This is a genomic window from Sphingomonas changnyeongensis (assembly GCF_009913435.1).
Taxonomy (GTDB): Bacteria; Pseudomonadota; Alphaproteobacteria; order Sphingomonadales; family Sphingomonadaceae; genus Sphingomonas_B; species Sphingomonas_B changnyeongensis.
On the sequence record NZ_CP047895.1, the window covers coordinates 801551 to 826819 of the forward strand.

Annotated in this window: 20 protein-coding genes and 2 pseudogenes; 17 read left to right on the plus strand and 5 right to left on the minus strand. The window is 69.4% G+C overall.

The annotated features are described in order from the left end of the window. Nucleotides 1-13: 13 nt before the first annotated feature. The 10 genes and pseudogenes from GVO57_RS04145 to fliS all read left to right on the plus strand — a co-directional run bounded on the left by GVO57_RS04145 (nt 14) and on the right by fliS (nt 7078). Nucleotides 14-571 carry a flagellar basal body-associated FliL family protein gene (locus GVO57_RS04145; RefSeq protein WP_160592101.1) on the plus strand — a complete coding sequence of 186 codons (558 nt, stop codon included), beginning with the start codon at nt 14-16 and terminating at the stop codon, nt 569-571. An 8-nt stretch (nt 572-579) separates the two neighbouring features. After that, nucleotides 580-1542, plus strand: coding sequence for a flagellar motor switch protein FliM (locus GVO57_RS04150; RefSeq protein WP_160592102.1), 963 nt, complete (start codon nt 580-582; stop codon nt 1540-1542). Then, nucleotides 1539-1853 carry a flagellar motor switch protein FliN gene (gene fliN / locus GVO57_RS04155; protein ID WP_160592103.1) on the plus strand — a complete coding sequence of 105 codons (315 nt, stop codon included), beginning with the start codon at nt 1539-1541 and terminating at the stop codon, nt 1851-1853. The genes GVO57_RS04150 and fliN overlap by 4 nt, the downstream gene beginning before the upstream one ends. Further along, nucleotides 1850-2149, plus strand: coding sequence for a flagellar biosynthetic protein FliO (locus GVO57_RS04160; RefSeq protein WP_160592104.1), 300 nt, complete (start codon nt 1850-1852; stop codon nt 2147-2149). Before fliN ends, GVO57_RS04160 begins: the two co-directional genes overlap by 4 nt. Beyond that, nucleotides 2142-3014 carry a flagellar type III secretion system pore protein FliP gene (fliP, locus tag GVO57_RS04165; protein WP_160592105.1) on the plus strand — a complete coding sequence of 291 codons (873 nt, stop codon included), beginning with the start codon at nt 2142-2144 and terminating at the stop codon, nt 3012-3014. Before GVO57_RS04160 ends, fliP begins: the two co-directional genes overlap by 8 nt. Before the next feature lie 13 nt (nt 3015-3027). Next, nucleotides 3028-3297: a flagellar biosynthesis protein FliQ gene (gene fliQ, locus GVO57_RS04170; RefSeq protein ID WP_160592106.1), complete on the plus strand. Its 270-nt coding sequence runs from the start codon at nt 3028-3030 to the stop codon at nt 3295-3297. A 58-nt stretch (nt 3298-3355) separates the two neighbouring features. Continuing rightward, a pseudogene (fliR, locus tag GVO57_RS04175) lies at nt 3356-3982 on the plus strand (flagellar biosynthetic protein FliR); the annotation flags it as partial. A gap of 91 nt (nt 3983-4073) precedes the next feature. Then, nucleotides 4074-5208 (plus strand): annotated as a pseudogene (locus GVO57_RS15570) (EscU/YscU/HrcU family type III secretion system export apparatus switch protein). 62 nt (nt 5209-5270) lie between these two features. Beyond that, the gene (fliD, locus tag GVO57_RS04185; RefSeq protein WP_160592107.1) at nt 5271-6680 is read left to right on the plus strand and encodes a flagellar filament capping protein FliD; all 1410 of its coding nucleotides are present in this window, start codon (nt 5271-5273) and stop codon (nt 6678-6680) included. After that, nucleotides 6677-7078 (plus strand): flagellar export chaperone FliS, encoded by a 402-nt coding sequence (gene fliS / locus GVO57_RS04190; RefSeq protein WP_160592108.1) that lies wholly within the window; start codon nt 6677-6679, stop codon nt 7076-7078. The genes fliD and fliS overlap by 4 nt, the downstream gene beginning before the upstream one ends. A gap of 231 nt (nt 7079-7309) precedes the next feature. Here the strand turns inward: fliS and GVO57_RS04195 are convergent, their stop codons facing one another. Beyond that, nucleotides 7310-8245, minus strand: a complete 936-nt coding sequence (locus tag GVO57_RS04195; RefSeq protein ID WP_160592109.1) for a ribose-phosphate pyrophosphokinase — start codon at nt 8243-8245, stop codon at nt 7310-7312. Between the two features lie 165 nt (nt 8246-8410). Here GVO57_RS04195 and GVO57_RS04200 point away from each other — a divergent pair, with 165 nt between their 5' ends. The 3 genes from GVO57_RS04200 to GVO57_RS04210 are packed head-to-tail and all read left to right on the plus strand — an operon-like array spanning nt 8411 to nt 11974. Further along, complete coding sequence (locus tag GVO57_RS04200) at nt 8411-10069, plus strand: NAD+ synthase (RefSeq protein ID WP_160592110.1); 1659 nt, start codon at nt 8411-8413, stop codon at nt 10067-10069. Further along, nucleotides 10066-11397: a glutamate--tRNA ligase gene (gltX, locus tag GVO57_RS04205; protein WP_160592111.1), complete on the plus strand. Its 1332-nt coding sequence runs from the start codon at nt 10066-10068 to the stop codon at nt 11395-11397. The genes GVO57_RS04200 and gltX overlap by 4 nt, the downstream gene beginning before the upstream one ends. Beyond that, complete coding sequence (locus tag GVO57_RS04210) at nt 11390-11974, plus strand: thymidine kinase (protein ID WP_160592112.1); 585 nt, start codon at nt 11390-11392, stop codon at nt 11972-11974. The genes gltX and GVO57_RS04210 overlap by 8 nt, the downstream gene beginning before the upstream one ends. Nucleotides 11975-12016: 42 nt before the next feature. On the opposite strand, the gene GVO57_RS14820 is transcribed toward GVO57_RS04210, so the two are convergent. Then, nucleotides 12017-13213, minus strand: coding sequence for an ATP-binding protein (locus tag GVO57_RS14820; protein WP_327785555.1), 1197 nt, complete (start codon nt 13211-13213; stop codon nt 12017-12019). Beyond that, on the minus strand, nt 13099-15024 hold the full coding sequence (locus GVO57_RS04220; protein WP_233281468.1) for a PAS domain-containing protein: 1926 nt from the start codon (nt 15022-15024) through the stop codon (nt 13099-13101). Before GVO57_RS04220 ends, GVO57_RS14820 begins: the two co-directional genes overlap by 115 nt. A gap of 77 nt (nt 15025-15101) precedes the next feature. On the opposite strand from GVO57_RS04220, the gene polA reads away from it, so the two are divergent. Further along, on the plus strand, nt 15102-17846 hold the full coding sequence (polA, locus tag GVO57_RS04225) for a DNA polymerase I (protein ID WP_160593815.1): 2745 nt from the start codon (nt 15102-15104) through the stop codon (nt 17844-17846). Nucleotides 17847-17958: 112 nt separating this feature from the next. After that, complete coding sequence (locus GVO57_RS04230; protein ID WP_160592115.1) at nt 17959-18786, plus strand: EAL domain-containing protein; 828 nt, start codon at nt 17959-17961, stop codon at nt 18784-18786. Nucleotides 18787-18828: 42 nt separating this feature from the next. On the opposite strand, the gene GVO57_RS04235 is transcribed toward GVO57_RS04230, so the two are convergent. After that, nucleotides 18829-19233, minus strand: a complete 405-nt coding sequence (locus tag GVO57_RS04235; protein WP_160592116.1) for a DUF2147 domain-containing protein — start codon at nt 19231-19233, stop codon at nt 18829-18831. Nucleotides 19234-19610: 377 nt separating this feature from the next. Between GVO57_RS04235 and katG the strand changes: the two genes are divergently transcribed. Beyond that, nucleotides 19611-21830: a catalase/peroxidase HPI gene (katG, locus tag GVO57_RS04240; RefSeq protein ID WP_160592117.1), complete on the plus strand. Its 2220-nt coding sequence runs from the start codon at nt 19611-19613 to the stop codon at nt 21828-21830. A gap of 90 nt (nt 21831-21920) precedes the next feature. Continuing rightward, on the plus strand, nt 21921-23408 hold the full coding sequence (locus GVO57_RS04245; protein WP_160592118.1) for a lipopolysaccharide biosynthesis protein: 1488 nt from the start codon (nt 21921-21923) through the stop codon (nt 23406-23408). A gap of 229 nt (nt 23409-23637) precedes the next feature. Here GVO57_RS04245 and purH read toward each other — a convergent pair whose 3' ends face one another. Next, nucleotides 23638-25209, minus strand: a complete 1572-nt coding sequence (gene purH / locus GVO57_RS04250) for a bifunctional phosphoribosylaminoimidazolecarboxamide formyltransferase/IMP cyclohydrolase (protein WP_160592119.1) — start codon at nt 25207-25209, stop codon at nt 23638-23640. Nucleotides 25210-25269: the final 60 nt, after the last annotated feature.

Sequence of the window (25269 nt, forward strand, 5' to 3'; positions counted from 1 at the left end):
GATCTGAACCGCCATGGCCAGTGCCGCCCCGCCGCCCGCCCCCAAACGCCGTTCGCCGCTGCTGCTGATCGGCGGTGTGATCCTGCTTGCCGGCACGGGCGCGGGGGCGACCGTGTTTCTGATGACCTCGGGGCTGGTCGGCGGCAAGCCGGGCGATGTCGCCGCGCCCGCCGGGCCGCAGCTGGTGCCCAAGGGCATGCGCGCCGATGCCGAGACCCCGGCCGAGACGGCCCCGGCCCCCGGCGCGCCCAAATATGAATCGACCTATTTCCAGATGGAGCGCGAGTTCACCTCCAACCTGAAAGACAGCGCCCATCTGATCCAGGTCGGCCTGGCGGTCGCGACCAATTACGACCAGCGGGTGATCGACAATCTGAAGACCCATGAAATGGCCGTGCGCTCGGCCGTGCTGCTGACGCTGGGCGAGACCGACGGGGAACAGGTGTTCACCGCCGCCGGCAAGAAGGATCTGCAGCAGCGCCTTGCCCGCGCGATCAACGCCACGCTTAAGGAAAAGGAAGGCTTTGGCGGCGTTGGTAACGTCTATTTTACTAATTTTATCGTTCAGTAACCATCTAGATGGTTGAAAACCCCGCCTTTGCCGAAAAAGCCCGCGCCCGGGCCGCGCATGCCGAAACGCTGGCCGGGGCCGGGCAGCGTCCGCCGGGCGATCTGGCGGCGCTGGCGCGGGTCAATCAGCGGCTGGCGCGCGGCCTGCGCGGCCTGTTCGAGCCGATGCTGCGCCGCACCGTGCGGATCGAGGCCGAACCGGTCGCGAATGCGCGGTTCGACGCCTATCGCGACGCGCGCGGCGGCGGGCTGGCCTGTGCGGTGCCGATTGCGATGCCGCCGCTCGACGGCGACCTGGTGCTGATGCTGGAGGGCGGCTTTGTCAGCCAGCTCGTTGATCTGTATTTCGGCGGCCCCGGCGCGGTGCCCGCCACGCCCCCGGCAGAGTTCAGCCCGGCGGCCGAGGCGATGGCCGCGCGGCTGGCGGGCGATATTGCCGGCCAGCTGCGCACCGCCTGGGCGGACATCGCCGCGATCGATTTTACCGCCGGGCGGCCAGAGGCCAATCCCGCCATTCTCGCCGCGATCGAGCCGGACGAACGCGTGCTTGTTGCCCGTTTCGTGCTCACCATCGGCGCGGCCCGGCCGGTCGCGCTCGACCTGATCTATCCGGTCGCCGCGCTGAAGCCGGTTGCCGGCCTGTTGTCGTCGCGCGGCGGCCGCGCGCGCCCCGCCGCCGATCCGGCCTGGCTGGGCCGGCTGGCGCGCGTGGTGATGGATGTGCCGCTGCCGGTGCGCACCGTGCTGGCCGAGCCGGTGGTGCCGCTGTCCCGGCTGCTGACGCTGAGGCCCGGCGACGTGATCCCGATCAGCTTCGGGCCGGACATTCCGGTGCTGGTCGCCGACAGCCTGTTCGCGCGCGGCGCGGTGGGCGCGGCCAATGGCCGTGCCGCCGTCCGCCTCAGCCGCCTGCAAAACCCCGATTGCCAAGACCCTGCCGATCAACACCTTGCCCATGAGGATCAGCCATGAACGATATGAACCGTGCGGGCCTGCCGGTCGATGGTGCCGTGGCCGCCAATCTGCGGCTGTTGCAGGATGTGGATGTGCGCCTGTCGGTCGAGGTGGGCGGGGCCAGGCTCAAGCTGCGCGAGCTGCTCGCGCTCGGCGAGGCGAGCGTGGTCGAGCTTGATCGCCATGCCAATGAGCTGCTCGACATCCGCGTCAACGGCACGCTGATCGGCCGGGGCGAGGTGGTGACGGTCGGCGACCGGTTCGGCATCCGCATCGCCGAACTTGCCGATCCGGCGGCCGCCGGGCTGGCAGGGGGTGCCGCCCTGTGATCGGCACCTATCTGCTCAAGCTGGCGCTGCTGCTGCCTCTGGTCTGCGGCCTGCTGGTGCTGTGCCTGTGGGCCTGGCGCAAGCTGGAAACGCGGCTGCCGGGCCTGCCGGGCACGCGGATGATCATGGTCAGGGAAACGATGATGATCGCACCGGGGCTGAGGCTTGCGGTCATCGATTTCGAGGGGGAAAGGCTGCTGGTGTCGGTCGGGCGCGGCGGCGTCACCCTGGTGAACAAGGTGGCTGGCCCAGAGGGGGCCGGTCGCGCGCCGGCGCTGGGGGGCGATCATGGCTGAGGGCGCGCGTCGGCGTCCGGCGGCGCTGTTTGCCGCCCTGCTGCTGCTTGGCGCACCGGCGCTGACCGTCGCGGCCCCGGCGGTCGCCCAGCCGGTGGCTCCATCTGCTGCATCTGCGCCTGCGGCTCCCGCGCCCGTTGCGGCCTCGGCGCGCCCCGGCGCGCCCGAGGCGCTTGACCGCGCGCTCGCCGATATCGGCAGCAGCCGGGGCCGGGCGGACACGGGCGGCGAAGCGCCGCTGTCGCTGTCGCTTCAGATCCTGATCATCATGTCGCTGCTGACGGTGCTGCCGTCGCTGCTGCTGATGATGACCAGCTTCACCCGCATCATCATCGTGCTGTCGATCCTGCGCCAGGCGCTCGGCCTTCAGCAGACGCCGCCCAATCAGGTGCTGATCGGCCTGTCGCTGTTCCTCACCCTGTTCGTCATGTCGCCGGTGCTGTCGCGGGTGAATGCCGAGGCGGTCGAACCCTATGCCGCCGGGCGCATCCAGGCATCCGAGCTGATCCGCCGGTCGGGCGATGTCATGCACGGCTTCATGATCAAGCAGACGCGGGTCAAGGACCTGCAGATGTTCTCGACCCTTGCCAAAAAGGGTCCGTTCGCGCGGCCCACCGACATTCCCTTCTCGATCGCGCTGCCGGCGTTCGTGACGTCGGAGCTGAAGACCGCCTTCCAGATCGGTTTTCTGATTTTCCTGCCGTTTCTGATCATCGATCTGGTGGTCGCCAGCGTGCTGATGGCGCTTGGCATGATGATGCTGTCGCCGACGATCATCTCGCTGCCGTTCAAGCTGCTGCTGTTCGTGCTCGTCGATGGCTGGGCGCTGACCATGGGGTCGCTTGCCAACAGTTTCGTCGGATAAGCGGGGGCGGCTGATGGACGCGTCCTATTTCATCGCGGTCGGGCGCGAGGCGATGTGGGTGCTGGCGCTGGCCGCCGCGCCGATCCTCGTCCCCGCGCTGCTCGCCGGGCTGCTGCTCGGCATGGTGCAGGCGGCGACCTCGATCAACGAGGCGACATTGTCGTTCGTGCCCAAGCTGGTGGTCGTCGGCCTGTCGATCGCGATCTTCGGCGGGCTGATCCTCGGCCTGATCGGCGATTTCACCGTGTCGATCTTCGAACGCATTCCCGAGCTGGTGCGCTGACATGCTGGGCCTCGGCCTGCCGATGGTCGAACCGGCGCTGTTTTCGCTGCTGTTCGTGATGGTGCGCGTGGGCGCGGCCTTTGTCGCCGCGCCGGTGTTCGGCGCGGTCGCGGTGCCGCTGCCGGTGCGGATCATCCTTGCCGGCGCGATCGCCGTGCTGGTGACCGGCCATGCGCCGGTTGCGGCACCTGCGGCGGTGTTTTCGGCGCTGACCATGCTTCAGGTCGCGCAGGAGGCGCTGGTCGGGCTGGCGCTCGGCTTCGTGCTCCAGATCGCCTTTGCCGGGCCGCTGGTCGCCAGCGAAGCGCTGGGCGGGGCGATGGGCCTCAGCTTTGCGACCTCGGTCGATCCGCAGGCCGGCACCTCAAGCCCCGCGCTCGGCCAGTTCCTGACCATCGTGATGACGCTCCTGTTCCTCGCGCTCGACGGGCATCTGCTGCTCGTCGATCTGGTCGTGCGCAGCTATGGCGTGCTGCCGCCCGGCGATGCGTGGCTGAAGCCCGCCCAGCTGCGCGACATCGCGCTGTTCGGCGGCCATGCCTTTGCCGCCGGGCTGCTGCTGGCGCTGCCCGTCGGCTTCACGCTGCTTTGCCTCAACATCATCGTCGGCATGCTGTCCCGCTCGGCCCCGGCGCTCAACCTGTTCGCGGTCGGCCTGCCGGCGAGCCTGGCGACCGGGCTGGTCGCGCTCGCCATCGCCTTTCCCGCGATGGGCGAGCAGATGGGCCTGATCGTCCGCGAGGGCTGGCGGCGGCGAGTTCATTGGTGCTCGGCCGATGAGCGCGGAGACGGCGGGCGAAAAGACCGAAGCCCCAACCCCCAAAAGACAGCGCGACGCCGCCGACAAGGGCGAGGTGCTGCGCAGCCGCGAGCTGGCGACGGCGGCGGTGGTGCTGGGCGGTGTCGCCTGGCTGGCGCTGGCGGGGCCGGCGCTCATCGAGGCGCTGAAGCTGGTGCTGCGCGACTCGCTGGCCTTTGGCCGGGGCGATATCGTGGATTTCGCGCCGTGGCGGCCGCTGCGCGCGGCGCTGATGATCCTTGCCCCGTCGCTCGCCGGGCTGTTCGCGCTCACCATGGTGACGGCGATCCTCGCGCAGGCGGGGCTGGGCGGCGCGCGCTTCAACCCCGCGCTGATGGGGTTCAAGGCGTCGCGCATCGATCCGGCGGCGGGCCTCAAGCGGATGTTCGGCACCCAGGGTCTGATCGAACTGGGCAAGGGGCTGATGAAGGTCGCGCTGCTGGGCGGGATCGGCGCATGGATGCTCATCGGCATGAAGGGGCTGGCGCTCGGCCTGCCGGCGGCGGCGGTCGGCCCGGCGGTCGCGGCGCTTGGCGGCAGTTTCGTCACCCTGTTGCTGGCGATGGCCGGGGGCTGGCGGTGATCGCCGCGATCGACGTGCCGATCCAGGCGATCCGGCTGCGCAGCCGGCTGCGCATGACCCGGCAGGAGGTGAAGGACGAGCACAAGGAAAGCGAGGGCGCGCCCGAGCTCAAGGCCGCGCTGCGCCAGCGCCAGCGCGAGATCCTGAAGGGCGGGATGCGCGGCGCGGTGGCGGGCGCGCATGTCGTGCTCACCAACCCGACCCATTTCTCGGTCGCGCTGCGTTACGAACGCGGGGAGGACGAGGTGCCGGTGGTCGTCGCCAAGGGCCGGGGGCGAAGGCGCTCGCCATCCGCGAACTGGCGCGCGAGCTGGACAAGCCGGTGCTCGAATATCCCGCGCTTGCCCGCGCCGTCTATTTCACCAGCCGCGAGGGGCAGCAGATCCGCGACGATCTGTATGTCGCGGTCGCGACCGTTCTTGCCTTTGTGTTCGGCGTCAATCTGCGCGCGGGCGGCGGCCAGCCGGCGGTGCTGGTGCCCGACACCGCGCTGTTCGACGAACATGGCGTGCCCCAGCGGCGCGGATAACGCGCCCACCCGCTTAAGCTTTGCCGCGCACGGCCGATCTTGAAGGCAAAGGATCGCGACCCATGACCTCCATCACCCAGGCACTTGGCCAAGGGGCCGGCATCGACACCAAGGCGCTGGTCGGCCAGCTGGTCGATGCCCAGTTTGCCAACCGCACGCGCGAAATCGGCACGCGCCAGGAAAAGCTGACCGCGCAGATCTCCGCGCTCAGCCGGCTGCGCAGCGGCCTGTCGGGCTTTTCAACCGCGCTCACCAGCCTTGTCGACAGCGGCAGCCTGTCGACCCAGCCGGCCAGCGCCGATCCCGCCGTGCTCGGCGTCGGCCGCCTGCCGGGTGCCAATGTCGCCGGCCTGTCGGCCGAGGTCGAGGTGCGCCAGCTGGCCGCCGCGCAGGTGGTGACATCGCCGCTGCTGCCCGGCCGCGCGGCTCCGGTCGGGCGCGGGCAGCTGACGATCAGCCTGGGCACGGTCGACTGGGCGGGCGATGTGCCGAACGGCCTTGCCCCCCGGCCCGGCAGCACGCCGGTCACGGTGACGATCGGCGAGGGCAATGACAGTTTGCAGGGGCTGGCGAGCGCGATCAACGCCGCGCGCGCCGGGCTGACCGCCAGCGTGATCAGCGATGCTGATGGCGCGCGCCTGTCGATCAAGGGACCAACCGGGGTCGAACAGGGGTTCACGATCACGGCCGCCGAGGATCCGGCTGCGCCGGGGCTGGGCGCCTTTGCCTTTGCCCCGGGCGCTGCCGCGATGGCGGTGACGCGCAAGGCGGCGGACAGCGTGGTCGCGGTCGACGGCGTCGCCGTTCGCCGCCCGGGCAACAGCATCACCGATCTGGTGCCGGGCATCCGCCTCGATCTCGTCCGCGCCGATCCCGGCCGGGCGGTCGCGGTGACGACGGCACCGCAGACCGCAGGCCTTGCCCAGGCGGTCGCCGACATCGTCGCCACCTATAACGAGCTGATCAACATCGCCCGTGCGGATACCGATCCGGTCGCCGGCGTGCTGTCGGGCGATGCCGGGGGGCGCGCCTTCATGGCGCAGCTGGGCGGGCTGACCAACCGGCCGATCAACCCGGCCGCCGCGCCCGGCGAACCGCTGACGCTGGGTGAACTCGGCGTCGCCACCGGCCGCGACGGCACGCTGACGCTCGATCCGGCGCGGCTGCAGCGCGTGCTCGCGGACACTCCGGCGGCGGTGGAGCGCATGCTGACCGTCGGGCTGGGGCGTGAACTGCGCCAGATCTCGTCGGACCTGACGCGGCGTGGCGGCGGCATTGCCGCCAGCGAGGCCGGATTTCAGCGCCTCTCGCGCCAGCTGTCCGAGGAACAGAGCGAGCTGACGCGCGAGGCCGATCAGCTGCGCACGCGGCTGACGCGGCAGTTTGCCGGCATGGATGCGCGCGTGTCCGCCTACCGTGCGACGCAGAGCTTCCTTGACCAGCAGATCAAGAGCTGGACGGCTGATCGATGAGCTATGCCTCGCGCCTCGCGCGCGATCCGATCGAAACCTATCGCCAGGTCGATCTCGCCAGCCGCGTCGGCGGGGCGGATCGCCATCAGCTGGTCGGCCTGCTCTATGACGAGGCGCTGATGTGCCTGAGGCTCGCCGAACGGGCGATCGCGATGCGCGACTATGCCGCCAAGAGCGCGCGCATCACCAAGGCGCTGGCGCTGCTGTTCGCGCTCGAGGCCGGGCTGGATTTCACCCGCGGCGGCGAGGTCGCGCAGACGCTGTCGCGCTTCTATCGCGGCGCGCGGGCGGAGATCATGCAGGCAAGCGTCGACAATGACGCCGCGCTGCTGCGCGCGACCGCCGGGGCGATCGGCGAGATCGCCGCCAGCTGGCGTGCGATCGCGGGAGCCGGGTGACGGGAAGAGCGGCGCCGGGTGTTGTTTGTTTGGGAAGAACGGCACCGGGTGTTGTTAGCTGGGAAGAACGGCACCGGCCCGCTCCCCCACCCGGCCACCCATATGATACTGCCGTTGGGAGGCCGGGTGGGGAGTGGGCCGGTGCCGCCCCTCCGCCGTGAGGCGCAGCACGAACACGCCGCCCCGCGCCGGAAGGCGCGCAACAAATCAGCCGCGCAACCAACACCCCGTTCAGTCGAACAGCGACGAGACCGAGCTTTCATCGGCGATGCGCTTGATCGCCTCGGCGAGCAGCGGCGCGATGGTGAGGGTGCGGATGCGCTTTGCCTGCTGCACGGCTTCGGGCGGGGCGATCGAATCGGTGATCACCAGCTCGGTCAGCGCCGAGGCGTCGACGCGCGCCACCGCGCCGCCCGACAGCACGCCGTGGCTGACATAGGCGACCACGTCCTGCGCGCCGGCTTCACGCAGCGCGGCGGCGGCGTTGCACAGCGTGCCCGCCGAATCGACAATGTCGTCGACCAGGATGCAGAACCGGCCGGTCACGTCACCGATGATGTTCATCACCTCGGACTCGCCGGGACGCTCGCGGCGCTTGTCGACGATGGCGAGCGGCGCATTGTTCAGCCGCTTGGCCAGCGCACGGGCGCGCACCACGCCGCCGACGTCGGGCGACACGACCATCAGATTTTCCGCCGGCCAGCGCGCCAGAATGTCCGCCGACATCACCGGGGCGGCATAGAGATTGTCGGTCGGGATGTCGAAAAAGCCCTGGATCTGCCCGGCATGGAGATCGACCGACAGCACCCGGCTGGCGCCGGCGACGGTGATCAGATTGGCCACCAGCTTGGCCGAAATCGGCGTGCGCGGCCCGGGCTTCCGGTCCTGCCGGGCATAGCCGAAATAGGGGACGACCGCCGTGATCCGCTTGGCCGAGGCGCGCTTCAGCGCGTCGATGCAGATCAGCAGCTCCATCAGATTGTCATTGGCCGGAAAGCCGGTCGGCTGGATCACGAACACATCCTCGCCGCGGACATTTTCGTGGATTTCGACGAACACTTCCTCGTCGGCAAAGCGGCGCACGCTCGCCTCGGTCAGCGGCATTTCCAGATATTGCGCGATCGCCTGGGCCAGCGGATGGTTCGCATTGCCCGAAAGAAGTTTCATCGCCTTCGCCCCAACCACTGTCATGAACCTGTCGCCGAGCCCTTAGAGCCGCCCGGCCCGGAACGCAAAGCCCCGCAGCGCGGCCGATGCCTGCCAAAGCCGTGCCCCAAGCCGTGCCCACAGCCTTGCGTTGCGGCGCGCGGCTGCCCGGCCTAGACGCGGGGCATGACCGACAGCCTTGCCATCGCGATCTGCCAGACCGGCCAGCAGGTGGGTGATCTTGCCGCCAATGCCGAAGCGATGCGCGCCGCCCGCGCGCGGGCCGGCGATGCCGACCTGATCATTTTCCCCGAACTCCAGCTGATCGGCTATCCGCCCGAGGATCTGGTGATGAAGCCGGCGCTCATCGCCCGCGCCGAGGCGGAGCTGCAGCGGCTGGCCGCGCTGACCGCGACGCCGGGGCCGGCGATGCTCGTCGGATCGGTGCGGATGGAGCATGGCCAGCTGTTCAACGTCATCGCCCTGCTCGATCAGGGGCGGGTGGCGGCGGTGACCGCCAAGCATGAACTGCCCAACTACGGCACTTTCGATGAAAAACGCTGGTTCTCCCCCGGCCCGCTGCCGACGCCGATCGCGTTTCGCGGGCTGAAGCTGGGCGTCGCCATCTGCGAGGATATCTGGTTTCCCGGCGTCTGCGCGCATCTGGCGGCGGCGGGGGCCGACATCATCCTGTCGCCCCATGGCAGCCCCTATGAAATCGGCAAGGACGACCGCCGGGTGCGCGAGGTGGCGGCACGGCGCGTGGGCGAAACCGGGCTGCCGCTCATGTTCGTCAACCGCATCGGCGGGCAGGACGAGCTGGTGTTCGACGGCGCGTCGTTCGTGATGAACGGCGACGGCACGCTCGCCCATCAGCTGCCGGCCTTTGCCGAGGCGCTGGTCGTCACCCGCTGGACGCGCGGCGAGGCGGGCTGGCGCTGCACGCCGGGTGAGCGCGCGCCGCTCGATCCCTATCCCGCCGATGTCTATCAGGCGATGGTCGTGGCGCTGCGCGACTATGTGAACGCCAACCGCTTTCCCGGCGTCGTGCTTGGCCTGTCGGGCGGGATCGACAGCGCCCTGTCGGCGGCGGTCGCGGTCGATGCGCTGGGGGCGGAGCGGGTGTGGTGCGTGATGCTGCCGTCGCGCTTCACCAGCGCCGAATCGCTCGAGGATGCCGCCGAATGCGCGCGGCTGCTGGGCGTCCGGCTCGACACGGTCGGCATCATGCCCGCCGTCACCGCGTTCGAGGAGATGCTGGCCCCGCTGTTCGCCGGGCGCGGGCCGGATCTGACCGAGGAAAATCTCCAGTCGCGGGTGCGCGGCGTCACGCTGATGGCGCTCAGCAACAAGCATGGCCATATGCTGCTGACCACCGGCAACAAGAGCGAGATGTCGGTCGGCTATGCGACCATCTATGGCGACATGGCCGGCGGCTATTCGGTGCTGAAGGACGCTTACAAGACGACGGTGTTCGCGCTGTCGCGCTGGCGCAACGCCAACCGCCCGGCGCTTGCGCTCGGGCCGGCGGGGCCGGTGATGCCCGAACGGGTGATCACCAAGCCGCCCTCGGCCGAGCTGCGCGACAACCAGAAGGATGCCGACAGCCTGCCCGAATATGACGTGCTCGATCAGGTGCTGCACGCTCTGGTGGAAGAAGAGCTGTCGGTCGCCGAGGTCGCGGCGCGTGGCTTTGATCCGGCGATGGTCGCGCGGATCGAACGGCTGCTCCATGTCGCCGAATACAAGCGCCGCCAGGCCCCGCCGGGGGTCAAGCTCGGCACGCGCAATTTCGGCCGCGACCGGCGCTATCCGATCACCCATGGCTTCCGGAGCGAACGATGACCGTCACGCGTTTCGCGCCGTCGCCGACCGGGCGGCTGCATGTCGGCAATCTGCGCACCGCGCTGCACAACTGGCTTTATGCACGGCGCCATGGCGGGCGGTTCTGGCTGCGCATCGATGATACCGATGCCGCGCGCTCGACCGAGGCCTTTGTCGACGCGATCCGGCAGGATCTGGACTGGCTGGGCCTCGACCGCGAAGGCGAGGTGCGCCAGTCGGCGCGCACCGCGCTCTATGAGGCGCGCTTTGCCGCGCTGGTCGAACAGGGGCGCGTCTATCCCTGTTACGAGACGCCCGAGGAGCTTGAGCTAAAGCGCAAGATCCAGCTCGGCCGCGGGCTGCCGCCGGTCTATGACCGGGCGGCGCTCGCGCTTGATGCTGCGGCGCGCGCCGGGCTGGAGGCGCAAGGGGTGCGGCCGCACTGGCGCTTCCGGCTCGATCATGACCGGCCGATCGTCTGGGACGATCTCATTCGCGGGCCCCAGCGTTTCGATCCGGCACGGATCAGCGATCCGGTCATTCGCCGCGCCGATGGCAGCTGGCTCTATCTGCTGCCCTCGGTGATCGACGATATCGACCTGGGCATCACCCATGTCGTGCGCGGCGAAGACCATGTGTCGAACACCGCCGTGCAGGTGCAGATGTTTGAGGCGCTGGGCGCGGCCCCGCCCGCCTTTGCGCATGAGGCGCTGCTGGTGGGCGGCGAGGGCAAGCTGTCCAAGCGGCTGGGATCGGCGGATGCCGATCATTTCCGCGCCGCCGGGATCGAACCGGTCGCGCTGGCCGCCAAGCTGGCGCGGATCGGCACCAGCCTGCCGGTCGAGCCGGTCGCGACGCTTGCGCCGCTGATCGCGCGGTTCGATCTGGCGGGCTTTGGTCGCGCGCCGGCGCGGTTCGATGAAACCGAACTCGCCCGCCTGAACGCCCAGTGCCTGCATCTGATGCCGTTCGAACAGGTGGCGGACCGGCTGCCCCCGGGCATGGACGCGCGCGGCTGGGCGGCGGTGCGCCCCAATCTCGACACGCTTGCCGATGCCGACAGCTGGTGGGCGGTGGTCACCGGGCCGGTCGCCTGCCCGGCCGATCCCGCCGATGCCGATTATCTGCGCCGCGCCCTGGCGCTGATCCCCGCACTCGACTGGGCGGGCGCGCCCTGGGCGGGCCTGACCGCCGCGCTCAAGGCGGAGACGGGGCGGACCGGCCGGGCGCTGTTCCTGCCGCTCAGGCGCGCGCTGACCGGCCAGGATCATGGCCCGGACATGGCGGCGCTGCTGCCGCTGATCGGCCCGGCACAGGCGCAGGCGCGGCTGGAGGCGGCGCTTGGCTAAGCTCTATTTCTATTATGCGTCGATGAACGCCGGCAAATCGACGACGCTCCTGCAGGCAAGCTTCAACTACCGCGAACGCGGCATGGACACGATGCTGTTCACCGCCGCGGTCGATGACCGTTACCGGCCGGGGGTCATCACCTCGCGCATCGGGCTGGAATCGCCAGCGCATGTGTTCGGGCCGGACACCGATCTCTATGCGGCGATCGCCGCGCGGCATGGCGAGGCGCGGCTGGCCTGTGTGCTGGTCGACGAGGCGCAGTTCCTCACCCGCGCGCAGGTGTTCGCGCTCGCCGCCGTGGCCGATGAGCTGGGGGTGCCGGTGCTTGCTTATGGGCTGCGCACCGATTTCCGCGCCGAGCTGTTCGAGGGCAGCGCGCATCTGCTCGCCATTGCCGATGAGCTGATCGAGCTGAAGGCGGTGTGCGAATGCGGGCGCAAGGCGACGATGAACATGCGCATCGACGCGGCCGGGCGGCCGGTGATCGACGGTGCGCAGACCGAGATTGGCGGCAATGACCGCTATGTCGCGCTGTGCCGCCGCCATTTCATGGCGCGGGCGCGCGCGGCCGGCTGACCGGCCCCGCCCGACGCGGCGGCAGGCGCATGGTGGTTGCCGTCAGGTCAGCGCGCGCAGCCCCACCGCGCGGGTGACCGCCCGTTCCAGCTCGTCACGGGTAAAGGGCTTGATCAGCACCGGCGGACGGTCTTCGCGGTCGTGCAGCCCCATATAGCCGGTGACGATCAGCACCGGCATGTCGGGGCGGCTGGCGCCTGCGGTCGCGGCAAGCTGCAACCCGTTGATATCGGGCATCATATAGTCGGTGATCAGCAGATCGAACGGCTGTTCCTCGATCAGGGCGAGCGCCTCGCGCGCATGGCCTGCCTGGGCAACGCCGTGGCCCAGCTCGTCCAGCATCTCGGCGGTGCTCGCCCTGACCAGCGGCTCGTCATCGACCAGCAGCACATTGAGCGCCCGCCCCGGTTGCAGCCGCGCATGCGGGGCTGCCGCCGCCGGTCGCCGGGTGCCGGCGGCAAGCGGCAGCCACAGCGTGATCGACGTCCCCCCGCCCGGCTGGCTGGCGATGGCGAGCGCGCCGCCCAGCTGTGCGGCCAGGCCATGGACCATCGACAGGCCCAGGCCCGTGCCCTTGTCCTTGGTCTTGGTTGAAAAAAACGGCTCGACCGCCCGCCGCCGGGTTTCCTCGTCCATGCCGATCCCGGTGTCGCTGACCGACAGCCGGACATAGCGGCCCCGTGCCAGTCCCAGCTCGGCCGGTGCTTCGGCGGTCTCTGCAGCCGATGCCGCAATCGCGATCTGCCCGCCATCCGGCATGGCGTCGCGGGCGTTCACGCACAGGTTGAGGATCGCCAGCTCAAGCTGGTTGGGATCGGCGCGGGCCATCGGCAGATCGGGGGGAATGTCGACCGTCAGCCGGATCGTCGGGCCGATCGAACTTGCCAGCAGGTCGCGCATATTCTCGACCAGCGGGCCGATCGCCAGCGGCACCGGGTTGAGCGGCTGGCGCCGGGCAAAGCCCAGCAGCCGCTGGATCAGGGTGCGGGCGCGGTCGGCCGATTGCAGCGCCCCGGCGATCAGCCGGCCAAGCCGGGGATCCTCGCCAAGCCGCCGCTGCAACAGGTCGAGCGCGCCGGTGATCGGGGTCAGCAGATTGTTGAAATCATGGGCAATGCCCCCGGTCAGCTGGCCGATCGTCTCCAGCTTCTGGCGCTGGTGGAGCTGCTGCAGCGCGGCCTCGCGCTCGGCGACCGCCGCCGCCACCTGATCGGCAAGCGCGCTGTTCGCCCGGCGCACGGCATCCTCGGCGCGCAGCCGCTCGAGCGCCTCCCAGGTGCGGGCGGCGGCGTCTTCGACCAGCGCGATTTCCTCCGCCGTCCAGGCGCGGGGCTGGGCCGACTGCACATAGACGACCGTCGAGACGAGGCCCCGCGCATCAGCGGCACCACGATCATCGCCCGTGCCTCCATCAGCTTTTCCGCCCCCTGGGCGATGGCAGCGGTGCGCGGATCGGTGGCGAGATCGGCGACCACGAAGGTCCGCCCGGTCATCAGCTCGCCGCGCGCGACGCCGCGCAACGGGCCGTCGGCCCCGGCAAAGCTCCAGGGCTGATGGGCCAGCCGGGCCGCCACCCGGCCATGACCGGCAATCACCCAGGCGGTGCGGCTGGCGATGTCGATCTCCAGAAAGCCCGCGCTGTCCACGCCCAGCTCGCCGGCGATCATCGCGGCGATCGCCTCGGTCGCCGCACGTGTCGAGGTCGCGGTGCGCAGCTTTTCGGCCAGGCCGAGCTGGAACGCCTGGCGCAGTTCGGAGCGCTTGCGCTCGGTCACGTCGATGACGACGCCGATCGAGCGCGCCCCGTCCGCCGGGCCGATGATCACGCCCAGCGCCTGCATCCAGCGGATCTCGCCCGTGTCGGCGCGGACGATGCGGTGGGTGATTTCCCACGGGCCGGGATGCATCGCCGCCTCGGCCAGCCGGGTCGGCGTGCTGATCATGTCATCGGGGTGCAGCCGCGCCAGCCAGCCCTCGAGCGTCGCCCGTCCGTCCGGGGCGACCGGCAGCCCGAGCAGCTGGAACGCGGTATCCGACCAGATGATCGCCCCGGTCGCCAGGTCCATGTCGAACGTGCCGATGCCGGTGCCGGCGATCGCCAGCCGCATCCGTTCCTCGCTGGTGCTGAGCGCGCGTTCGGCCTGGGCGCGCTCCACCGCCTCGCGCGCGCGCTCCGCGACCAGCAGGGCAAGGTCGACATCGGCCTGCTGCCAGGCGCGCGGCTGGCGCTGATAGATTGCCAGCACCGCGACCAGCCGGCCATCGCGGACGATCGGCACATCGAGGATCGCGCGCACGCCAAGCAGGCGCACCTGCGTCGACACATCGGTGCGGTCGCCGATATCGTCCAGCATGATCGCCTGTCCCGCGGTCAGCCGCGCGACCATTTCCGGGCTGAAATCGCTGAGCGGGAAGCGGCCGAGCATGTCCGGCGTCTCCTCGCGCGCCCATGCGGCGTGCACCTCGGCCCATTGCGCGGTGGGATCGATTTCCCCGAAACAGGCATAGTCGGCGCGCAGATGCCGGCCGATACGCGCGGCGGCGGTGCGCAGCACCTCGACCGGATCGCCGATCCGGCGCAGCGCATCCGACAGATCGGCGCGGAACGCGATGTCGAGTTCCGCCCGTTTGCGCTCGGTGATGTCGGTCTGCATCGACAGCACGCGCAGCGGCCGCCCCTCGGGATCGCCGGTCACCCGCCCCCGGCTGACCAGCCAGCGCGTTTCGCCGGTGTCGCGGCGAACGATCCGGTATTCATGCTCGAACTCGCACGGGGCAGCGGCGTCCGCGGCCAGCCAGGCCCGCACCTGTTCGCGGTCGTCGGGATGCACGCGGTCGAGCCAGCTGGCCGAATAACGCTGCCGGCGGGGTGTGTCGGGCGGCATGCCGTGCAGCGCGATATATTCGTCCGACCGCCACACCATGCCGGTGCGCAGGTCGAGATCGACACTGCCCACCCCGCCGGCGGCCTGCACCAGCCGCAGCCGCTCCTCGCTTTCGCGCAGAGCTTCCGACAGTGCCCGGGCCTCTTGGGTGCCTTGCTCCATCATCCGTGCCGTCCCGCCCATCTGCCGGGGATGCTCCGCGCATGCTGGCGCGGATCGGCGGCCGGCGCTATCCCCTTTTCATGCCCCATCTCTATCTGGTCGACGGCTCCGGCTACATCTTCCGCGCCTATCACCGGCTGCCGCCGCTCACCAACCGTCATGGCGAGCCGGTGGGCGCCGTCTATGGCTATACCACGATGCTGTGGAAGCTCGCCGACGCGCTCCACAAGGCCGACGGCCCGACGCACATGGCGGTGATCCTCGACGCGAGCGGCGAATCGTTCCGCCACGGCATGTATGATGCCTACAAGGCCAACCGGCCGCCGCCGCCAGAGGATCTGGTGCCGCAGTTTCCGATGATCCGCGAGGCGACGCGCGCTTTCTCGCTGCCCTGTATCGAGGAAACCGGGCTGGAGGCCGATGATCTGATCGCCAGCTATGCCCGCGCCGCGCTGGCTCAGGGCTGGTCGGTCACCATCGTGTCGTCCGACAAGGATCTGATGCAGCTGATCCAGCCGGGTCTCGACCTGCTCGACACGATGAACAACCGCCGGCTGGGCGATGCCGATGTGGTGGAGAAATTCGGCGTGCCCCCGCACCAGCTGGGCGAGGTGCTGGCGCTGATGGGCGACAGTGTCGACAATGTCCCCGGCGTCCCCGGCATCGGCCCCAAGACCGCCGCCAAGCTGATCCAGGAGCATGGCGATGTCGAGGCGGTGCTCGCCGCCGCGCCGGGGATGAAGCCTGGGCGGCTGCGCGACAATCTGATCGAACATGCCGATGCCGCGCGCCTGTCGCGCGAGCTGGTGCGGCTGAAGGACGATGCCGCGCTCGCCCAGCCGCTCGACGCGCTGGCGCTCAAGGGCATTCCCGAGGGGCCGCTGCGTGCGTTTCTGGAGCATCACGGTTTTCGCTCGCTGCTGGCGCGGCTGGAAAGCGTCACCGACGCGGTCACCCCGTCCGGGGTCAGCCCGGCGCTGCCCGATGATCCGCCCTGCGATCACGGCGCCTATGAAACCGTGCTCGATCCCGCCGCGCTCGACCGCTGGATCGCGGAGGCGCGCGCGCAGGGGCATGTCGCCATCGACACCGAAACCGACAGCCGCGATGCGTTTCACGCCCGGCTGGTCGGGGTCAGCCTTGCGCTCGCCCCCAACCGCGCCTGCTATATTCCCCTTGGCCATGGCGGCGGCGATCTGCTGGGCGCGGATTTTCCCGCCCAGATCCCGCTTGCCGATGCGCTCGACCGGCTGCGGCCGCTGCTTGCCGACGACAGCGTTATGAAGATCGGCCACAATCTCAAGTTCGACATGGTCGTGCTCGCCCGCCACGGGATCGCGGTGCGGCCGTTTGACGACACCATCCTGATGAGCTTCGATCTCGATGCCGGGCTTGGCGGGCATGGCATGGACGAGCTGGCCGAGACGCATCTCCAGCACCGCTGCATCAGCTTCAAGGACGTGACCGGCAGCGGCAAAAAGGCGCTCGGCTTCCATCAGGTCGATCTGGCGACGGCGACCCGCTATGCCGCCGAGGATGCCGATGTCACGCTCAGGCTGTGGCGGCGCTTCAGCCCGCGGCTGGCGGCGGAGGCGGCGACGCGCGTCTATCAGATGGTCGACCGGCCGTTGGTGCCGGTGATTGCGGCGATGGAGCGGGCGGGGATCAAGGTCGATCGTGCGCGCCTTGCCGCGCTGTCGCGCGATTTCGCCCAGTCGATCGCGGGGATCGAGGCGGATGTGTTCGCGCTGGCCGGGCAGAGCTTTGCGATCGGCAGCCCCAAGCAGCTGGGCGAGATCCTGTTTGAAAAAATGGGCCTGAAGGGCGGGCGGCGCGGCAAGACCGGCATCTATTCGACCGATGTGACCGAGCTGGAGCGGCTGGCCGGTGACGGGGTCGAAATCGCCCGCCGGGTGCTCGACTGGCGGCAGCTGTCCAAGCTCAAATCGACCTATACCGATGCGCTGCAGGACTCGATCAGCCCCGAGGACGGGCGCGTCCACACCTCCTATTCGCTGACCGGGGCGCAGACCGGGCGGCTGTCCTCGACCGAGCCCAATCTGCAGAACATCCCGATCCGCACCGAGGTCGGCCGCCAGATCCGCGAGGCGTTCGTGGCCGAGCCGGGTCATGTGCTGCTGGCCGCCGATTACAGCCAGATCGAGCTGCGGTTGGCCGCGCACATGGCCGATGTGCCGGCGCTCAAGGCCGCCTTTGCCGAGGGGCAGGACATTCATGCGCTGACCGCGACCGAGCTGTTCGGTCATGTCGACCGCGACACGCGCGGCCGGGCCAAGACGATCAACTTTGCCATCCTCTACGGCATTTCGCGCTGGGGGCTGGCCGGGCGGCTGGGGGTGACGCCCGACGAGGCGCAGGCGATGATCGACCGTTATTTCGATCGTTTTCCCGGCATCAGCCGCTATATCGCCGACACGCTGACCAGCGCGCGCGCCTGCGGCTATACGACGACGCTGTTCGGGCGGAAGACGCATTTCCCGCGCCTGTCGTCGAAGAACCAGGCCGAGCGCCAGGGATCGGAGCGCGCGGCGATCAACGCGCCCATCCAGGGCACGAGCGCCGACATCATCAAGCGCGCGATGGTGCGGATGCAGCCGGCGCTCGACGCCGCCGGCCTGAGCGGCGTGCGCATGCTGCTGCAGGTGCATGACGAGCTGGTGTTCGAGGTGCCCGAAAGCGATGTGGAGGCAGCATCGGCGGTCATCCGCCGGGTGATGGAAAGCGCCGCCGAACCGGCGGTGCCGCTCAGCGTTCCGCTCGCGGTCGAGATCGGGCATGGGCCGAGCTGGGGCGCTGCGCATTAGCGCGTCTGCCGGACGGGGGATGCCGGAGCGTATCGTTTACCGTCCGTAAGCCATCAGCGCGGCAGGCAGCCGGAGGGCGCGTCTGGCTGCCCGGGCGCGGATGGAGATGCATATGGACGCCAGAGGCACATTTGCGCTCGGCCCCGATGGCCAGGGCGGCGGGGCGGCCGCCCCGGCGCGCGCGGCCGGGTGCGCCGGCTGCCGCGACGGCCAGTCCTTTCCGGTCGATTTCAGCATGGCGTTCCAGCCGATCATCGAGCCGGCCGGCGCCCGGGTCTTTGCCTATGAGGCGCTGGTGCGCGGCCCCGTCGGCACCGGTGCGGGCGAGATACTGGCGGTGGTCGACGAGACCAATCGCTATGCCTTTGACCAGCGTTGCCGCGTGCGGGCGATCGAGCTGGCGGCGCGGCTGGGGGTCGCCGATCAGGGCGCGTTCGTGTCGATCAACTTCATGCCCAATGCGATCTACCGGCCCGAACTGTGCATCCGCACGACGCTGGAAACGGCGCGGCGCGAACGGTTTCCGACCGAAAACATCATTTTCGAGTTCACCGAGGATCAGCAGATCCGCGAGCCCGAACGCATCCGCATGATCCTGCGCGCCTATCGCGAAATGGGCTTCAGGACCGCGATCGACGATTTCGGTGCGGGCTATGCGGGACTGAACCTGCTTGCAGACTTTCAGCCCGATTTCATCAAGATCGACATGGGGCTGATCCGCGGCATCGATCATGACCGGACACGCCGGGCGATCGTCAGCGGCATCGTCCTTGTCTGCCAGCGCCTTGGCGTGCGCGTGATCGCGGAAGGGATCGAGACCGCGGCCGAGTATCGCTGCCTTGCCGATCTGGGGATCGATCTGTTCCAGGGCTATTTCTTTGCCCGGCCGGCCTTTGAGGTGCTGCCGGTGCCGCTGATGCCAGCGCCCGACATCGCCTGATGCGCCGGGGCGGTGCCAGCGTTTCCGCCCGCGCACACGCCCTCAGTCGCGCAAGCGTGTCCATTGCTGCGACCGGCAGCCGACGCGCCCGACCAGGCAGCCTTTGCCGATCAGGGTGTTGTCGTCGATCACGCTGATCGTGCCCGAAAAGCTTCTGCCGATATCGGGCACGAACACCGTGCCGCGCCAGATGCCCGGCTTTTCCTGCTCGAAATCCCGGAACAGGCGTGATCCGATCAGCGGATCCGTACCGCCCTTGCGGGCATCCGCCTTTGCCTTGGCGCTTGCCCAGACCACGATTCCGCACATGTGCGGGCCGCAGGGCTGCGCGCGCACATGGACGCTGTTCTGCGGGTTTTTCCACGTCCCGAACGACCGGTCGGCGGCCGCGGCGTGCTGGGGCAGGATGATCATCGCCGCAAAGGCCAGCGCGGAGGCGGCTTTCATGGTGTGCGCCGCTTTGGTCGCATGGGCGGTCACCAGATCGGCCCTGCGCGAACGGGCGATGACGGGCGTGGGACAAGATCGGTCGCCATCATGGTGTATCCTTTGGGGTCGGGCATGATCCTCTCCGGGGCCGGGTTGCCGGCTGTATCCGGACGGCCGGGCAGATATTGCGCGCCGATACCGCCCGGTCAGTAGGTGATGTCCCGCACAAGCGCGTCTGGCCCCGGCACCGGTGCCGTGAATGCCTGCCGTTTCCCGATCATCTTCTGGTGACGCCATGGGTCATTGCTGGTGACGGCGCGGGCAATCGGCTATTGTCTGTTCGGCACCGCGCTGGCGGACCTCGCCATGCCTGCCTGTTTGGAGGGAGATGCGGCATGGACGCGAAGACGGGAGAGATTGGCGGCGGCTGTCCGGTTCATGGCAGTGGCCAGATGCGCAGCCTGCTTGGCCGCACCAACCGCGACTGGTGGCCGCAGGCGCTGCAGCTTGAAATCCTGACCGAGCGGGGCCGGAGCGCCAACCCCTATGGCGAGGGGTTTGATTATGCCGAGGCCTTCACCCGGCTCGATCATCGCGCGCTCAAGGCCGATCTGGTCGCACTGATGACCGACAGCCAGCCGTGGTGGCCGGCCGATTACGGCCATTACGGGCCGTTTTTCATCCGCATGGCCTGGCACGCGGCCGGTACCTACCGCACCGGCGACGGCCGCGGCGGCGCGAATTCGGGGCAGCAGCGTTTCGCGCCGCTCAACTCCTGGCCGGACAATGGCAATCTCGACAAGGCCCGCCGGCTGTTGTGGCCGATCAAGCAGAAATATGGCCGGCACATCAGTTGGGCGGACCTGTTCATCCTGGCCGGCAATGTCGCGATCGAGAGCATGGGCGGGCCGGTGTTCGGCTTTGGCGGCGGCCGCGCGGACGTGTTCGAGCCCGAAAGCGTCTATTGGGGCAGCGAGGACCAATGGGTGAATGAGGGCGTCGCCACCCGCATCCAGCCTGCCGAGGGCCGCGCGCTCGAAAATCCGCTGGCGGCGATCCAGATGGGCCTCATCTACGTCAATCCGGAGGGGCCGCAGGGCAATCCGCACGATCCCGAAGGCATGGCGCGCGACATGCGCGAGACCTTTGCGCGCATGGCGATGAATGACGAGGAAACCGTGGCGCTCACCGCCGGCGGCCATGCCTTTGGCAAGGCCCATGGCGCAAAGCCCGCCGAAAGCTTTGCCGGCGCACCCGAGAGCGAAGATCTGCACCGCATGGGCTTTGGCTGGCTGGTCGACGCGCAGGAGATTGCCGCAGGGCACATCACCACCTCGGGCATCGAAGGCAGCTGGTCGAACAACCCCATTCGCTGGGGCGGCGATTATTTCCGCCTGCTGTTCAAATATGATTATGCGCTGGTGCAGTCGCCGGCGGGGGCGTGGCAATGGACGCCGATCAATCCCGACCCGGAAGACCTGGCCCCCGATGCGCGCGATCCGGGCAAGCGTGTGCCGACGATGATGACGACCGCCGACATGGTGCTGAAGCTCGACCCCGACTATCGCCGGATCTCCGAGCGGTTCCGGGACGATCAGGCGGCGCTCGACGATGCGTTCGCGCGGGCATGGTTCAAGCTGTGCCACCGCGATATGGGGCCGAAGATCCGCTATCTCGGGCCCGACGTGCCGGCCGAAACGCTGATCTGGCAGGATCCGGTGCCGGCGGGCACGATGCCGTCGGACGCCGAAGTGGCGCGCTTCAAGACCGCGATCCTGGGATCCGGACTGCCGGTCAGTGCGCTCGTCAAGGCGGCCTGGGCGTCGGCGTCGACCTATCGCAACTCGGATCATCGCGGCGGCGCCAATGGCGCGCGGGTACGTCTGGAACCGCAGCGCGGCTGGGCGGTCAACGATCCGGACGAACTGGCCGCGGTGCTTGAGGCCATCGCAGCCGAGCGCGGCGAACTCAGCATGGCCGATGCGATCGTGCTCGCCGGTTCGGCCGCGGTCGAACAGGCGGCGCGCGATGCCGGGCATGACGTGACCGTGCCGTTCCTGGGCGGGCGCGGTGATGCGACCCAGGCCGAGACCGACGCGGCGAGCTTTGAACCGCTCGAGCCCTTTGCCGACGGGTTCCGCAATTATCTGAAGACGAAGGCGCAGGTCCGCACCGAGGAGATGCTGATCGACCGGGCGCATCTGCTTGGCCTGTCGATCCCGGAAATGACGGTGCTGGTGGGCGGGATGCGCGCTTTGGGTGCGGTCAGCCGCCATGCGCATCACGGCAATGCGATCGGCGTGCTAACCGACCGCGCCGGCGTGCTGACGCCGGACTTTTTCCGCAATCTGCTCGACATGGGCACGGTGTGGCAGCCGGTCGATGACAGCAGGGACGAGGAATATATCGGCCGTGACCGCGCGACCGGCACGGAAAAATGGCGGGCCACGCGCACCGACCTGGTGTTCGGCGCAAACTCGATGCTCCGCGCCCAGGCCGAGGTCTATGCCGAGGCGGGCAATGAGGAGAAGTTCGTCCACGACTTCATCGCCGCCTGGATCAAGGTGATGAACGCCGATCGCTTCGATCTGAGCTACGCGAAATACCATCGCTGATCGCGGATTGGTGGCAGACCGGCCCTGGCGGTCACGCGCGGATCCTGCGTGCCGGTGGAAAAAGCCGGGCGGCCCGCATAAGGGGAGGGGATGAAAAACAGCGCCGCCCCGGCCGCCGACCGCGATCTGGCCAGTCTTGCCAAGGGCGGGCGCACCAATGTGCTCGGTTTCGTGCTGCGCCTGTTGGCGCGCATCCCGTTCCTGTTCATCGCCGGGCGGCTCTACGGCCCCGAGGCACTCGGGCGGTTCGCCTATGCGATCCTGGTGATCGAGTTCGCCGCCCAGCTGGCGACGCTGGGGCTGAAGCGCGGCCTTGCCCAGCAGCTTGCCGCGACCGACCGGCCGCATGCCCATGTCGTGTGGGACGGGATGCTGGTCGCCGGCTGCGCATCGGCGCTGGCGGCGGGGGCGCTGATCGCCTTTCCCGAGCTGATGTTTCCCAACAGCCGGCTCAACGGGCTGGACGGGCTGCTGCCGCTCACCATCTTCGCGCTCGCCTGGTCAGACGTCGCGCTCGCTGCCTGTGCCTATCAGCTGAACGTCGCCGCGACGGTGCGCGCACGGGCGATCGTCGAGCCCTGGACGATCAGCATCGCCGCCTTTGCGCTGCATTTCTATTCGACGCGCGACGGGCTGATCATCGCCTATGTGCTGTCGCTGCTCGCCGCGCTGCTCGCCTCGCTGTGGCCGATGCTCAAAAGCTATGGCCAGCCGCGCGGCTGGTCGCCGCGCCCGGCCGAGCTGTTCCGCCTCGCGCGCCGCAACGCGCCGCTTGCGGCCGCCGATGCCATTGAATGGGCGACGCGCAATGTCGACCGGGCGATCCTCGGGCTGTTCTTTGCGCCGGGGGTGGTCGGCATCTATTGGGTGGCGCAGCAGATCGTCACCCTGCCGCAAAAGCTCAAGACCAGTTTCGACCCGATCCTGGGACCGGTCATCACCCAGAATCTGCAAAAGGGCGACCGCGCGGCGGTGGCGCAGCAGGTGCGTCAGGTCGGCTTCTGGATCATCGCCGCGCAGGCGGGAATCGCGCTCGCGCTCACCATCCCCGGCGAGGCGGTGATGGGCCTGGCCGGGCCGCAATTCGTCGCCGGCACCGGTGCGCTGGTGTTCCTGATGATCGCCGAAGTGGTGGCCGCGACCGGCGTGGTGGCCGAATCCGCGCTCGTCTATGTCGCGCGGCATCGCAACATGCTGATTTCGGTCGCGACCATCGCCGTGCAGCTGGGCCTGAGCTTTGCCTTCATCCTTGGCGCGCGCGCCGCCGGCCTGCCCGCGCCGTTGCAGGCGCTCGGCCCGGCGCTGGCGCTGCCGCTCGCACTCGGGCTCGGCGCGGTGCTCAAAGCCCGGCTGCTCGCCCGGCTGCTCGCGGCTCCGGTGTCGCCCTGGCGCTGGGCGCTGGTCTGGGCGGTGGCGGCGGCGGCGGTGATCGGCTTTGTCGCCACCCAGGTGCCCGAATGGCTGGAACTGGCGGTCGGCGTGCCCGCCATCTTGGTCAGCTATGGCTGGCTGATCTGGCGCAAGGGCTTCACCGAGGCCGACCGGCTGCTGTTTGCCCGGCGACTGCCCAAGGGCTGAACGGGATGTTCGAGCGCGGTTGACCGGGAAGAACGGCCCCGGCCCGCTCCCCCACCCGGCCTCCCAACGGCAGGATACGCTATGGGAGGCCGGGTGGGGGAGCGGGCCGGGGCCGCCCGTGCGGCGTGAGCCGCACCGCAAACAAAACCCCGGTGCCGCCCCCGTGCCGTGAGGCGCGGCACAAACAACCCCGCCCCTGCGCCGCAAGGCGCGCACAAAACACCCCCCGTCAGTGACGGAAATGCCGCATCCCGGTGAAGATCATCGCCAGCCCGGCCGCGTCGGCGGCGGCGATCACCTCGTCGTCGCGGATCGAGCCGCCGGGCTGGATCACCGCCGTCGCCCCCGCCTCGACCGCGGCCATCAGCCCGTCGGCAAAGGGGAAAAAGGCATCCGATGCCACTGCCGAGCCGGTGGTGCGCGGCTGCGCCCAGCCGGCCTTGTCGGCGGCGTCCTTCGCCTTCCACGCGGCGATGCGCGCCGATTCCAGCCGGTTCATCTGCCCCGCGCCGATGCCCGCGGTGCAGCCGTCCTTGGCATAGACGATGGCGTTCGACTTGACGTGCTTGGCGACCGTCCAGGCAAAGCGGCAATCGGCCAGTTCCTGCGCGGTCGGCGCGCGCCTGGTCACGACCTTGAGCGCGGTCTCGTCGATGCGCCCGGCGTCGCGGGTCTGGACCAGCATGCCGCCGGCGATGCTCTTGAGCATCAGCCCCGGCCGCGCCGGATCGGGCAGCTCGCCGGTCAGCAGCAGGCGCAGATTCTTCTTCTGCGCGAACACCGCGCGCGCCTCGGCATCGGCGTCGGGGGCGGCGACGACTTCGGTGAAGATCTCGGTGATCGCGCGCGCGGTGTCGCCGTCGAGCGGGCGGTTGACTGCGATGATCCCGCCAAAGGCCGAGACGCTGTCACAGGCCAATGCCGCGCGATAGGCGTCGATCAGCGTGTCGGCGCTCGCCACGCCGCAGGGATTGGCGTGCTTGACGATGACGACGGTCGGCGGGCCGTCGCGAAACTCCGCGACCAGCTCCAGCGCCGCATCGGCGTCGTTGTAATTGTTGTAGCTCAGGTCCTTGCCCTGCACCTGTTCGGCCTGGGCGATGCCGCGCGCGGCCGCGCCGCCGGGCAGATAGAGCGCGGCTGCCTGATGCGGGTTTTCGCCATAGCGCAGCACCGCCCCGCGGGTGAGCGCGACCGGCAGCGTCTCGGGCAGTGCCTCGCCCTGATCGGCATGGGCGAACCAGCCGGCGATCGCGGCGTCGTAACGCGCGGTCAGCGCATAGGCCTTGGCCGCCAGCCGGCGGCGGTCGGCCAGGCTGGTCGTGCCCGTGCTGACCAGCGCATAATCGGCCGGGTCGGTGACGATCGCGACATGGGCATGGTTCTTGGCCGCCGACCGCACCATCGACGGGCCGCCAATGTCGATATTCTCGATGATCTCGTCACGCGCCGCGCCGCGCGCGACCGTCGCTTCGAACGGATAGAGGTTGACGACCACCAGATCGATCGCGCCGATGCCGTGTTCGGCCATCGCGGCCTGATGTTCGGGATTGTCGCGCACGCCGAGCAGGCCGCCATGGACCACCGGGTGCAGCGTCTTCACCCGCCCGTCCATCATTTCGGGAAAGCCGGTCAGGTCCGACACGTCGCGCACGGCAAGCCCGGCATCGCGCAGCGCGCGGGCGGTGCCGCCGGTCGACACCAGCTCGACCCCCTGGGCGGCGAGCGCCTGGCCCAGCTCGACGAGGCCGGTCTTGTCGGAAACGGAAAGAAGGGCGCGCGTGATCCTGATCTCGGTCATGCGCGCCCCCCTAGAGCATTTTCAGGCCGGGTGGAAACACCCGGCGGCCCGGAAAATGCG